The following is a 12883-nucleotide window of genomic DNA, read 5'->3' on the forward strand; positions in this document are numbered from 1 at the left end:
GGCCCTGCGCCGATCCCTCGACATCCGCAGGCAGGCGCGGACCGCACGAACCCGCTTCCGCCGCGATCCCGACGCCTACCTCACCGCCCTCGAACAACAGGCCCAACAGCCAATTCTGCCGTCCTAGTTTTTTTGCTCGAAGACAGCTACCGGCCCTTGGCCCAGGCCGCGACAACGCCGTCGCGCAGGCCGTGCGGCACCGCGATGAGCTCGCCATGCACCGGATCGGGGCGGTTGTAGACCGTCGCGACACCGGCCATGTCGCAGACCGACCCGCCGGCCTCGCGCAGGATCAGGTCGGCGGCCGCGAGATCCCAGTCGCGCGCGTCCGACGACACCAGCCCGACGTCGACCGAGCCTTCGGCGACGCGGGCCACCCGCAGGGCCAGCGACGGAATCCGGTCGATCCGGTCGAAGGCCGGCTCAGCCCGATCGCGCGAGACCCCGCGCTCCAACCGATCGATCATCGGCTTCGGGCCGGTGACGCGGGCGGTCGGAAGCGCCGCGTCGCGCGCGGCGGCGATCGCGGCGCCGTTGCGCGTCGCGCCGCGTCCCCGGATCGCCTCGTAATCATGGCCGAGCGCCGGCGCGTTGACGAAGCCGACCACCGGCTCGCCGGCCTTCAGCAGCGCCACCGCGATCGACCAGTCCCTATGGCCGGACAGGAAGGCGCGGGTGCCGTCGATCGGGTCGACGATCCAGACGAGGTCGTGCCCGATCCGCTCGGCGTCGTCGGCCGTCTCCTCGGACAGCCACGCCGCCTCCGGCACGATCTGGCTCAGCCGGATCTTCAGGAAGGTGTCGACGGCGACGTCCGCCTCCGTCACCGGCGAGCCGCCGGCCTTCGACCAGATCTTCGCCGAGGTATGGCCGCCTTCCTTGAAGAACGGCAGGGCGAGGGAGGCCGCCTCGCGAAGGGCCTCGCGCAGGTCCGGCATCAGGGCGTGCACGAAGTCCGCGGAGATCGGGTCGGTCATGGCGGTCCGTGTCGGGCGATGGGGCAAGGGGTCGGCATCGCGGCTCGCACCGCTCCGCGCGCCGGCGCGACGTGCGGGTCGTTGCCGGGCGCGACGGGGGAGCGACGCGCCGGAGCGCGACGGCACCGTTGTAGGGTCTGCTCGAAAGCGCCACAAGGATGCCGAGGCCGCAGGGCGATAACGGAAAAACCCACTGATCGCGGCAAGGAACCATTGAGCATTCCCGACGGGAAGGCGATGTCCACGATCGCTTAACGCTCACTCTTAAGGCACCGTGGGGAGGTTAGACGCCAATCTTCTTGGCAGAACGGACGACCCCAGCAGGTCGCCACTTGCAAATGGACGGCGGACCGATGAACACCTTCGAAACCATGGACCGGACCGCGACCGATCATCTTGCCGAGACCGTCCGTTCCGATCGGGACGGCGCCGCGCCCTCCGGCTTCGCCTTCGCCGCCTCGGCCTTGCCGGTGTTCGGCGCCAGCGGGATTAAGCCCACGGGCATCGCGCTCTCCTTCGCCGCCGACGAGGCGGAGAGCTGCGGCGAGGACCGGTTCGCGCTGTGTCTCGTCGACGCCGCCGGCGCCGTCCTGGCCAGCCTCGGCCCGTTCTGCGAGGACGAGGTCGTCGCGATCTGGCGCGACCTCGCCGCCCGCACCGGCCTGCCGCGGATGATCGTGCGTGAGGACGGCGTGCTCGCCGTGGTCGCCGCCCAGGTCGGCCGCCTGATGCTCGGCAAGACCCGCATCCGCCGTCGCCACGGCTCGCTCGGCGATCGCCGCCCGCGCTTCCTGGTGCGCCGCAAGACCGGCCGCCTCCCGGTCCGCCCGCAGATCCACCGCGGCGAGAACGAGATCATCGCCCGCTCGTAAGCGACGCCCCCCGGGCGCCTCGCCCGAGACCCAGCCGTCATCCGCCGCATCGAAGACTATCTTAAGTCGGCCAGCCCTGGTTGATCGTGTCGGCGGCAAGCCCCGCGAACAGGATCAGGCCCGCTCCGCGGTTCGAGCGGAACAAGGCCAGCGCCTCGCGCCCGTCGCGCGCCTTGAGGCGCAGGACTTGGCGGCCGAGATGGGCTGCGAAGGCGGCGACGCCGAGACATCCCAGCAGACCGGCGCCGGCCCCGTAGGCGGCCAGGCCGATCAGCAGCACCGCCGCACCGTAGCAGGCGCCGACCGCCAGCCGAAGCCGCGCGCCGAAGAACCGCGCCGACGAGCGGATGCCGGCGATCTCGTCGTCCTCGATGTCCTGCACCGCGTAGATCGTGTCGTAGCCGACCACCCAGGCGATGGTGCCGGCGTAGAGCAGCAGCGCCGGCACGCCGACCTGGTCGAGCAGCGCCGCCCAGCCCATCAGCGCGCCCCAGGAGAAGGCGAGGCCGAGGACGAGCTGCGGCATCGACATGACACGCTTCATGAACGGGTAGATCGCCACCGGCACCAGCGAGCACAGCCCGACGCCGATCGCGAAGGCGTCGAACTGGATCAGTACCAGGAAGCCGACCAGCGCCTGGACGGCGAGGAAGGCGGCCGCGGCCCGCGTGCTCACCTGGCCCGAGGGCAGGGGGCGGGAGCGCGTGCGCTCGACCTGGGCGTCGAGGTCGCGGTCGGCGATGTCGTTGTAGGTCGAGCCGGCCCCCCGCATCGCCACCGCGCCGACGAGGAACAGCAGCAGGTGGCGCGGGTCGGGCCAGGGCAGGCCGGCATGGGTGGCGGCCAACGCCGTCGACCACCAGCACGGCAGCAGCAGCAGCCACCAGCCGATCGGCCGGTCGATCCGCGCGAGCCGGAGGAAGGGCCGCGCGGCCCGCGGCGCGAGCCGGTCGACCCAGTGGCCGGTGACGGCGTCGGCGACGGGCGGTTCCACGGCCTTCGTGGCGTTCACGCCGAGGCCTGCGATCGGGTTCGCGTGGGGCGGAGGCTGCGTCGCATCCGCCTCAGAGCGCGCCCTGCGGCATCTTGAACTGGCCGGTCAGGCCGGGGCCGCCGAGCAGGCCGCCACCGCCGCCACCGTTCTGGGCCTGGGCGCGGGCCTGCGCCTCCATCTTGGTGGCTTGAGCCGCCATGCCGCAGATCTTGGTGCGGATGCCGACGACCTTGGTGTGGTCCGCCTTGAAGCCCTCCGCGAACGAATCGGGGATCGAGCACCACTCCTTGTTGGCGGCGATCCACTTCATGCCCTCAACGCCGTTGGCCTGCAGCTTGCCGAACAGGGCGCAGGCCTCCTGGGGGGTCATCTTCTTCTTCGCCGTGGAGGCGGAGTTCGCCCGGGAGACGAGGTCCTTGCGGGTCTGGAGCGTCGTCTGGATCGTGCCGCACTCGGCGCCCTGGGCGAAGGCGGCGGTGCTGGCGGCGAAGCTACCGACCACCAGGGCGGCGGCCAGTCCGTAGGTCTTGATGCGCATGGTCTCGACTCCCTGGAGATCCGCCCCGGTCGCGGGTGAAGCGCCGTCGGCGTGGCACGCAGCGTCGACGGATGTCGTCTTGATCCGGATGGCGGCCGCGCTGCGGAACGGACGGCCCGGACTGATCCGGGCTCCGCTTCGCCATAGGAATGTGGCGTCAATCGAGCCGCAAACGGGCCGGCGCCGACATGGCTGGGCAACGTTTCGAAAACCCGGGCTCGTGGTGTTTCGGCAACATCGTCGATCCTGTCCAGGCGTTGACAGCCGCGCATGCGCACGCGACGGAGCCCGGATGGCCGCCTACGACTTCACCGCGCCCCGTCTCCACGTGGCGCACGACCTCTTCGCGGGCGCGAACCTCCCCCTCGACCGGGCGCAGGCGAACTACCTGCTGAACGTCCTGCGCCGGCAGCCGGACGACCCGGTGCTGCTGTTCAACGGACGGCACGGCGAGTGGCGGGCGAGCCTGGTTCCGTCGGGCCGCAAGAGCGCGCACCTCACCGTCGTGGACCAGGCACGCACGCAGACCGTCGCGCCCGACCTGCACTACCTGTTCGCGCCCCTGAAGAGCGCGCGGCTCGACTACCTCGCCCAGAAGGCGGTGGAGATGGGGGCGGGCACGATCCGCCCGGTCCTGACCCGCTACACCCAGGGCGAACGCCTCAACACCGACCGCCTGCACGCCAACATGATCGAGGCGGCGGAGCAGTGCGGCATCCTCGCCGTGCCGACCCTGATGGAGGCCGCGCGCCTGCCCGCGGCGCTCGCCGACCTCGCCCCGGAGCGGCTGCTGGTGTTCTGCGACGAGGACGCGCCCATCGCCGACCCGGTCGCGGCCCTGCGCGCGGCCGCCGACCCCTCGGTCCCGGTGCCGCTCGCCGTCCTGATCGGGCCGGAAGGCGGGTTCGCCCCGGAGGAACGCGCGGCGATCCTGGCGCGGCCGAACGCCGTGGCGCTCTCCCTCGGCCCCCGCATCCTGCGAGCGGACACCGCGATGGTCGCAGCCCTCGCCCTGGTCCAGGCCGTGCTCGGCGACGCGCGGTGACCCGCCCGCCGGCGTGCGCCTGCGCACATCGGCACTTCGGGACGGCCTCGGCGCCGGGCGATTGGCCGCCGATGCGGGGCAGGGAAGCCCAGGGTCGCGTTGTCGTGTCCGGCGCCCTGGACTATGCACGAGCCATCCCGGCGACGGAACACGACCGCATCGCTCTCTTCCAGACGGCCGGCGCGCTTCCCGAGTTCAGCCCATGATTTCTTGGCGAGGCAGCGCATGGCGCGCGATACGTCCGACACGACACCGCTCACCACGCGTGTCGAACTGATCGACTGGTTCGCCGCCGGCGAGAAGCCGCGCGCGGACTTCGCGATCGGCACCGAGCACGAGAAGATCCCCTTCTACGTCGAGACCCGCGAACCCGTTCCCTATGCGGGCGAGCGCGGCATCCGCTCGCTGCTCGAGGGCGTCGGCCGCGAGACCGGCTGGGAGCCGATCCTCGACGCGGGCCACGTCATCGGCCTCGCGGGGCAGGCCGGCGGCGCGATCTCGATCGAGCCGGGCGGCCAGTTCGAGCTGTCGGGCGCACCGGTCGCCGACGTGCACGCCACTGCGACGGAGCTCGACGAGCACCTGGCCGCCACGAAACGCGTCGCAGACGGCCTCGGCATCGGTTTCCTCGACCTCGCGATGAGCCCGAAATGGTCGCGGGCCGAGACGCCGGCGATGCCCAAGAGCCGCTACAAGATCATGGCCGGCTACATGCCGAAGGTCGGGTCCCTCGGCCTCGACATGATGCTGCGCACCGCCACCGTGCAGGTCAACGTCGATTTCGCTTCCGAACCCGACATGGTGCGCAAGCTCCGCGCCTCGCTGGCGCTGCAGCCGGTGGCGACCGCCCTGTTCGCCAACTCGCCCTTCACCGACGGGCGGCCCAACGGTTTCCTGTCGCGCCGCTCCGAGATCTGGCGCGACACCGACCCCGACCGCACCGGCATGCTGGGCTTCGCCTTCGACGAAGGCTTCGGCTACGAGGGCTACGTCGACTGGTTGCTCGACATGCCGATGTATTTCGTCAAGCGCGGCGACACCTACCACGACGTCTCGGGCGCCTCGTTCCGCGATCTGATGGCCGGCAAGCTCGCCCAGATGCCGGGCGAGTACGCCACCGTCTCCGACTGGGCGAATCACGCCTCGACCGCCTTCCCGGAAGTCCGGCTCAAGCGCTTCCTCGAGATGCGCGGCGCCGACGTCGGCGACGCCGGGATGATTGCGGCGCAGGCCGCGTTCTGGGTCGGCCTGCTCTACGACGAGGCCTCGCTCGACGCCGCCCTCGACCTCGTCTCCGGCTGGAGCGCGACGGAGCGGGAGGCGATCCGCGCCACGGTCCCGCGCTCGGGCCTCGCCACGCCGGTTCCCCGCCGCAGCCTCGGCGCGGTCGCGGCCGAAGCGCTCGCCATCGCCCGCGCCGGCCTCAAGGCCCGCGCCCGCCGCGACGCCTCGGGACGGGACGAGACGATCTACCTGCAGCCGCTGGAGGCGATCGTCGCCGCCGGCCGCTCGCATGCCGAGGACCGGCTCGCCGACTTCGAAGGTCCGTGGAAGCGCTCGGTCGACCCGAGTTTCACGCATTGCCGGTTCGCGTAGTCCCTTAGGCTCCGACCCGGTCCCTCGACCAAGTCGGCGCCATCCTCGCCGGGGCGCCTCGTATGCCGGACGCAGCACCGATCGACCTCGATCTCGCCGGGCTCAAATGCCCGCTGCCGGTCCTGCGCACCCGTAAGGCGCTGCGGAGCCTGGCCCCCGGCACGTTGCTGCGGGTCACCTGTACCGATCCGCTGGCCTCGCTCGACATCCCGAACTTGGTACGCGAGGAGGGCGACACCCTCGAAGCCCGGGACCGGGTCGGCGCCGCGACGTGCTTCTCGATCCGGCGCGGACCGGCCGCGTGCCCCGGAGAATCCGCGAAGCCGCCTCATTCCTGAACGATCCCCCGCCTAGGACAGGATCGACGCGGCTCGATCAGGAAGATCCACAGGCATGGTACCCATCATCCGCGGGACGCGCCTCGTTCATGACGGCTGGGCCCGGTTCCTCGTCGCCGAGGTGACGATGCCGGACGGCACCCGCATCACCCGCGAGATCGAGGATCACGGACGCGCGGTCGCCGTGCTGCCCTACGATCCCACCCGCCGCGTCGCGCTTCTGGTCTCGCAGTTCCGGGCTCCGGTGTTCTTCGCCGAGGGCCCGCTCGACATGCTCGAGACGCCGGCGGGCATCCTCGACGAGGGCGACCCGGAGGAGGGCGCCCGCCGCGAGGCCTACGAGGAGACCGGCGTCGAGCTGACTGCGTTGGAACGGGTGGTCAGCGCCTGGACCGCGCCGGGCATCTCGACCGAGCGGATGGACCTGTTCCTCGCCGCCTTCAGCGCAGCCGACCGGTCCGGACCCGGCGGCGGGCTCGCCGAGGAGAACGAGGCGATCACGGTCCACGAGGTCGCGCTCGACGACCTCGCGGCCCGCAGCGACCGCGGCGAGATCGCCGACATGAAGACGCTGACGCTGGTCTTCGCCCTGCGCCTGCGCCACCCCCACCTGTTCGCCGCCGCCTGAGGCGGCCGGTTCAGGCGGCCGCGTCGCGTTCCTTGAGGTCGCGACGGACCAGCGCGATGAAGCGCCACGACCGCACGAAGTAGCGGTGGAACAGCCGCCGGGGCGACAGGGCGAAGCGGAACGCCCATTCGAGGCCCGCGCGCTGCAGCACGATCGGCGCCCGTCGTACCAGCCCGGCGGCGACGTTTACCGCCTCGCCGACCGCCAGCACGATTGGCGTGCCGAGGGCGGCGCCCTGGCGCGTCACCCAGATCTCGGAACGCGGCGCGCCGACGCCCATCACCAGCAGGGTCGTGCCGTGTTCTCGGATGCGGGCAGACAGCGCGCAGCCGTATTCCACGTCGTCGACGAAGCCGAAGGGCGGGACGCAGGTGGCGACCGCCGCGGGGTCGTAGCCCGACCGCACCAAACGATCCCGGATCGCGTCGGCGACCGCGTCCTTGGAGCAGACGAGGAAGACGCGCTGCCCCGCCGGACCGGCAAAGAGCGCGTGCGCGAGGAGGTCGTGGCCGGTGACGCGGGCGGCCGGCTGTCCGCGCAGCCGCGCGAGCCAAACCAAGGGCATGCCGTCCAACGTCCGCGCCGCGGCGGCGTCATAGGCCCGCCGGAACGCATCGTTCTCCGACAGCAGGACGATGTGGTCCATGTTGGCCGTGACGACGAGGCGCGGCCCGTCAGACGACTGCAGCGCCGTGGCCGCCAGGATGCCGGCCGCGGGGCCGGCGGCGAAGTCGAGCCCGAACATCCGTATGCCCCAGGCCGTGCCGGCCTCGATGCCGCGATCCATGATGGGTTCCGGCGCGGCGTCGGGGCCGTGCCCGAGCGAAGGGTTCGTGCCGGGGGCGGCCCGGGCGCCGGGTGATGCGACACGCGCATCGAAGCGCGCCGCCTTCACCGTTCTGTCGTCCACGAGATGGACCGCGCCGACCTCAAGCATCGGCCGCCCGGAAGCTTCGGGGCGACACATGCGCGGCACGGCGCTCGTTGCGGTCCTTGCGCCGGTCGCGGGCGGCCCCGAGTGAGAGCGCGATGGCTCCACCCAGCAGGATTCCGACCAGAAGCGCCACCGGCAGCACCACCTTCGGCGAGGGCGGCCAGGTGCGGACGCGGGCTGGGACGGCGGGCGAAATGATTCGGACGTTGATGCTGTTCAGCCGCTCCTGCTCGCTCGCCTCGCGCGACCGGCGGAGATAGGTCTCGTAGACGCCGCGGCGGGATTCGAGCGTCCGCTCCAGCTCGCGCAGGCCGACGTTGGCACGGTCGCTGGTGACGGTCTCGGCCTTGGCCCGGTCGAGGCTCTTGCGGATCGCGGCTTCGCTCGCCGCGGCGCGATCGTAATCCTTCTGCGTCGTCTCGATGATCCGCTCCTTCTCGCGCTGGATCAGGCGCTGGAGGTCGCGCTGCTGCGCGTATTGCTCGGCCATCGCCGGGTGGCGCTCGCCGAGGCGGGTGGCGAGCTCGGCGGTGTTGCGCGACAGCGTGGCGTATTGCTGGCGCAGCGCCTGCATCTCGAGGGATTGCAGCATCTCCGGCAGCGCGGTGCTGGCGTCGCCCGCTTTCATCTTGCGGGCCTGCTCCAAGCGCGAGCGCGCTTCGGCGGTCTTGATCTGGGCGGTGACGAGCTGCTGGTTGAGGTCGCCGAGCTGCTGGTCGGTGAGCAGGCGCCCGCTGGAGGCGACGAGGTTGTTGTCCTCGCGAAACTTCTGCACCTTGCCTTCGGCGAGCTCGACGTCGCGGCGCAGGCTCGACAGGCGGCCGTTCAGGGCGTCGGAGGCGCGGCGCGCGGCCTCGGTGCGGGCGCCGGCCTCCTCAGCGAAGTAGGCGTCGCCGATGGCGTTGGCGATCCTGGCCGCCTTCGCGGGATCGCGCGACTGGACCAGCACGTCGATCACGAAGGTGCGCTCGGCCCGGCGCACGGTCGTCTTGGTCTGCAGGGTGTCGATCGCGACGTTGACCGGGTCGCGGCTGCCGGGGGGCGGCAGCATGCCGAGAGCGGTCCGCAGCCAGACGATCGTCGGGTTGTCGGAATCGGGCTTGGCGAACTCGTCGTCGTGCGCGAGGTCGAGCTTCTCGACCGTGCGCCGCAGGACGTTGTCCGACTGGATCACCTTGGTCTGGCTCTCGGCGAGCGACACGCCGCTGTCGGCCTGGGGCGTGCGCGCGCTGACGTCGTTGTCGACGACGCGAAGGTCGGAAGGGTCGACCAGGATCTGGATGCTGGAGGTGTAGACCGGGGTGAGCAGTCCGAGGAACGCGACGGCGGCGGCGACCATGAACAGGCCGCCGAGGACGATGAAGCTCGCGCCCCTCCACAGGCGGCGCAGGATCGTGCCCGCGTCGGTCCGATCGGAGAAGCCCGGCGGCAGGGTCACGTCCACCGGCTCGCCGCGCACGGGGGTCGAGAAATCGAACATCGGTCTCTGTCCCTCACGTACCCGGCATGGCGTCGGGTCGATCCCGTATCGGAGCGGTCCTGTCCCGCCTTGAACAGGGAGCGGCGGGCGCCCGCACTGTTCGACAGCATCTCAGCAATTCGCGGACCGCGCGCCGACCTCATACGGCCAAGCAAAACCTTTCCCGTCGCCTTATAGACAAGTCCGAACCGGGCTTCGGAAGCTGCCGATACGGTTTCATGCTTAACGATACGACGGTTCGACCTTCAATACGTAGTCCGGCTCACGTCTCGGCGGTCAAGCCTCGGAACTGACCGCCGCCGGCGGAACGAGGCTGTCGGGTCCGTAGGCGGAGGCGCCCTCCACGAGGTAGGCGCGGAAGGCGTCCGCATCGCGCGATGCGAGGCGATTCCAGCGCGCGACGTTCGCGCGCGCATCCGTCGCGGCCTGGCCGAGCCGGCCGGAGCGCATAGCCTCGATCAGCGTGGCTGCGGAGCCCTCCGGGTCGGACGGGTGGATGAACAGGCCGGATTCGCCGAGCACCTCGCGGAACACCGCGTCGTCGGGCGCGACCACCGGCAGGCCGCCGTGCTGGATTTCCAGCAACGGCAGGCCGAGCCCTTCCGCCTTCGAGGTCGAGAGCAGGAGGTGGGCGCTTCCGGCGAGCGCCCGCAGGGCTTCGTCGCCGACATAGCCGTGCCAGGTCAGGAACGGCGGCGGGTCGTCGAGGAAGGCGTGGCGGCCCCAGCCGAGGCGGCCGACGACGTGCAGCTCGGCGGACACGCCCGCACGGTTCAGGGCGGCCGTGAGCGCGATCGCGGCCGGGTAGTCCTTGCGCGGCTCGATCGTGCCGATCGCCAGCAGGCGCAGGGGCGCGCCGGGGTGGAAGGTGGCTGGGCCGGGCAGGCCAGCGAGGCCGAACACGTCGCGCACGCCGGGCCGCAGCAGCGCCACCAGCGCGTCGTCTGCGCAGTGGCGACGCAGGTCCGCGCCGGTCTTGCGCGAGATCACGAGGAAGCGCCGGCCCCAGCGCATCGCGAAGCGGAAGGCCGGGGCCATGTAGAGCCGGCTCTTCCAGGCCAAGTCCTGCGGCCGGTCGAGGAGGAAGGTGTCGTAGACGCAGAGGATGCAGCGCTTCGAGAACGGCGCCATCAGCGGGCCGGGAGGAAAGCCTGCCATCAGGAACTGCGCGTCGGGCTCGCGCGCCGCCCGCAGCGGCAGGCCGACCTGCTGCGCGAGGATCATCCCGGGGAGGCCGCGGCTGCGAAACGGCCTAACCTCGCGGCCGAGCATCGCCGGCGTGAACTGGTCGAGCGCGACCCGCTCGATGCCGGTGACGTGGCCGCGGACATGGGTCTGGTCGAGGTAGATCGGGCCGTTCATCGACGGCCTCCGCGCAGGGATCGAAGGCGGGCGGCCCAGTACAGGCCGCGCCGCGCCCAGGGCGGCAACCTGCGGCCGAGCAGGCGCTGCTTGGCGCGGCGCAGGCCGCGGACGAATGGGCCGGATTGCGCCGCGACGAGGCCGGTGGCGGCGACCGCCGGCATCGCGGCGAAGGGAAACTGGCCGAGCATCTCCGGTGCGAACCGCACGCGGTGGCCGTGGCTCGGCACCATCCCCCGCTCGCGAAAGACCCGGTCGAGCGACATCGCGCAGGCCGCGGGACTGAACCGGCTCTCCAGGGCGATTCGCGCGAAGGCGCCGAGGCGGGCGAGGTCTGCGCGGTCGGCGACCAGCTCGACCAGGGCGTCGCCGAGCGCGCCGGGCTCCACTGGAACCAGCCGTCCGGACACGCCGTCGATCACCGAGGTGGTCAGGCCGGCGGTGCGGTAGGCGAGCGTCGGCGTGCCGCACAGGCCCGCTTCGATCGGCGTCTGGCCCAAGGTCTCGAGCCGGCTCGCGGTGACGTGGAGGTCGCAGGCGCCGTACCAGACGGCGAGTTGCGCCTCGTCGGCGACGAGCCCCGGCGCGAACAGGTTCGGCAGGGCGAGGCGGGCCGGGTGGTCGAGGCGCCCGATCGCGACGAAGCCGATGCCGGGGCCGGCGACGCGGCGCAGGGCCTCGGCGAGGTCGCCGACGTTCTTGTCCGGCCCGTCGAGGACCACCGCCGAGATCAGGATCAGCAGGTCGTCGGCGGGCAGGCCGAGGGCGCGACGCAAAGCAGTCCTGTCGCCTGGGCGGAAGACGTTGGTCGGAAACGCCAGCGGCAGGGGCGCGACCACGGTGCCGGGCGGCGCGAGCGCCGCGGCGCGCGCGGCTGTCCAGGCGGAGTTGGCGAGGAGGATCGGCCCGTCCCGCAGGGAGAGCACCGCCCGCTTGGCCGCGTGCGTGCCGGCGATGCGCCGCCGTGCGAGCTGCGGGTATTCATCGGGCGTCGGGCAGGCGGCGTCGCAGCCGACGGTTTCGATTCGGAGGCAGCCGCGCGGATGGGCGCAGCGCCCGGTCAGCGGAAACAGGTCGTGCAGCACGAGCGCGACCGGCCGGTCGGCGGCGAGGCGGCCGGCTATCGCGAGGCTCCGGGTCGCCCCGTGCAGGTTGCCGGCAAGCACGAGGTCGTGGCCGCCCGCGCCGATCGCCGCCTCGGCGACGGGAAACGCGTCCGTCCATTCCGCGGCGACCGGCGGCGATTCGTCGGCGAGCACGACGTCCACGACGCGATGCCCGGCCAGCCGCAACGCCTCACCGAGCCGCCGATGGGCGATGCCCGCCCCACCGGCATGGCCGGTGCCGGTGAGGGAGGCGATCGAGAGGGTTGGGGACTGCGACGAATCCTGGGAAAGCCGTAACGCTTTCCCTCCCCCCGCATAGGGAGGAGGGAGAGGCGCCGGCTGGAATGCATCTGTACTCAGGGTCGAATCGGTCTCTCGTTCGCCCAACCGATCGAACTGCAGCAGCACCGGCCGGCCGATGCGAGCCAAACCGCGCGCTGTTCGGCCGACCGCCGCCCAGGCGTGCGCGGCCCAGCCGGCGTCGGAGAGGTCGAGGCCCGGCAACGCCGCGAGCGCATCGCGACGCCACAGCACCTCGCCGCCGGTGAACGGGATTTCGCTCGTGTCCTCCCCCGACAGCGAAGGCACGTCGAGGCTTGTCACGGCGCCGTCGAACAGCACGCGTAGGCCGGCCACCGCGCCGGCGCCGCTCAGCGCCGCCTCCAGGGCGAGCGCCGCGAGGGCGCTGGGTGCCAGCAGGTCGCCGGCGGGAAGGACCAGGACGTAGTCGACCGCTTCGTCCGCGAGGATCGCGGCGGAAGGCGCCGATCCGGCGGGCACCACGTCGTGCCGGCACTCCGGGTAATCCTGCCGGGCGACCGAGGCGACGCCGTCCGCGAGCCGCGGCTCGTCGCCGGACGCGATCGTGAGCACGCGCAGGCGCGGCCACGGTCGCCCGGCCGGCAGGCTGCCGGGTCGGGCAAGCAGGCCCTCGGACCGGCCGTAGGGCCAGTCCGCGATACCGTAGGTGGCGCTGCGGTTCGGATCGGGGGAACGGGCGGTCACGACGGGGG

General features: G+C 72.1%; 12 protein-coding genes. 5 read left to right on the top strand and 7 right to left on the bottom strand.

Annotation, left to right across the window (positions count from 1 at the left end; all coding sequences use genetic code 11):
• Positions 1-146 precede the first annotated feature (146 nt).
• A complete protein-coding gene (locus FV234_RS23090; protein WP_147831910.1) occupies positions 147-977 on the bottom strand; it encodes a 3'(2'),5'-bisphosphate nucleotidase CysQ in 831 nt (276 codons plus the stop codon).
• 353 nt (positions 978-1330) lie between these two features.
• Between FV234_RS23090 and FV234_RS23095 the strand changes: the two genes are divergently transcribed.
• Positions 1331-1849, top strand: coding sequence for a DUF6101 family protein (locus FV234_RS23095; protein WP_187273781.1), 519 nt, complete (start codon positions 1331-1333; stop codon positions 1847-1849).
• A gap of 61 nt (positions 1850-1910) precedes the next feature.
• Here FV234_RS23095 and ubiA read toward each other — a convergent pair whose 3' ends face one another.
• Positions 1911-2861 carry a 4-hydroxybenzoate octaprenyltransferase gene (gene ubiA / locus FV234_RS23100; RefSeq protein ID WP_147831912.1) on the bottom strand — a complete coding sequence of 317 codons (951 nt, stop codon included), beginning with the start codon at positions 2859-2861 and terminating at the stop codon, positions 1911-1913.
• A gap of 52 nt (positions 2862-2913) precedes the next feature.
• Positions 2914-3381, bottom strand: a complete 468-nt coding sequence (locus FV234_RS23105) for a hypothetical protein (protein WP_147753600.1) — start codon at positions 3379-3381, stop codon at positions 2914-2916.
• Positions 3382-3673: 292 nt separating this feature from the next.
• Between FV234_RS23105 and FV234_RS23110 the strand changes: the two genes are divergently transcribed.
• The 4 genes from FV234_RS23110 to FV234_RS23125 all read left to right on the top strand — a co-directional run bounded on the left by FV234_RS23110 (position 3674) and on the right by FV234_RS23125 (position 6988).
• The gene (locus tag FV234_RS23110) at positions 3674-4426 is read left to right on the top strand and encodes a 16S rRNA (uracil(1498)-N(3))-methyltransferase (protein WP_147831915.1); all 753 of its coding nucleotides are present in this window, start codon (positions 3674-3676) and stop codon (positions 4424-4426) included.
• 225 nt (positions 4427-4651) lie between these two features.
• Entirely contained in the window at positions 4652-6022 is a 1371-nt protein-coding gene (locus FV234_RS23115) for a glutamate--cysteine ligase (protein WP_147831917.1), read from the top strand.
• A gap of 62 nt (positions 6023-6084) precedes the next feature.
• Positions 6085-6360: a sulfurtransferase TusA family protein gene (locus FV234_RS23120; protein WP_147831919.1), complete on the top strand. Its 276-nt coding sequence runs from the start codon at positions 6085-6087 to the stop codon at positions 6358-6360.
• Between the two features lie 55 nt (positions 6361-6415).
• Positions 6416-6988: an NUDIX hydrolase gene (locus FV234_RS23125; protein ID WP_147753596.1), complete on the top strand. Its 573-nt coding sequence runs from the start codon at positions 6416-6418 to the stop codon at positions 6986-6988.
• Between the two features lie 10 nt (positions 6989-6998).
• Here FV234_RS23125 and FV234_RS23130 read toward each other — a convergent pair whose 3' ends face one another.
• The 4 genes from FV234_RS23130 to FV234_RS23145 all read right to left on the bottom strand — a co-directional run.
• A complete protein-coding gene (locus FV234_RS23130; protein ID WP_246686287.1) occupies positions 6999-7925 on the bottom strand; it encodes a WecB/TagA/CpsF family glycosyltransferase in 927 nt (308 codons plus the stop codon).
• Positions 7918-9402, bottom strand: coding sequence for a GumC family protein (locus tag FV234_RS23135; RefSeq protein ID WP_147753595.1), 1485 nt, complete (start codon positions 9400-9402; stop codon positions 7918-7920). Before FV234_RS23135 ends, FV234_RS23130 begins: the two co-directional genes overlap by 8 nt.
• Positions 9403-9678: 276 nt before the next feature.
• Positions 9679-10764 (bottom strand): glycosyltransferase, encoded by a 1086-nt coding sequence (locus tag FV234_RS23140; RefSeq protein WP_147831921.1) that lies wholly within the window; start codon positions 10762-10764, stop codon positions 9679-9681.
• The coding region (locus tag FV234_RS23145) for a glycosyltransferase (RefSeq protein WP_348643094.1) at positions 10761-12883 on the bottom strand (2123 nt) is incomplete at its 5' end. The genes FV234_RS23140 and FV234_RS23145, both read right to left, overlap by 4 nt.

The organism is Methylobacterium sp. WL8 (genome assembly GCF_008040045.1).
GTDB classification, from domain to species: domain Bacteria; phylum Pseudomonadota; class Alphaproteobacteria; order Rhizobiales; family Beijerinckiaceae; genus Methylobacterium; species Methylobacterium cerastii.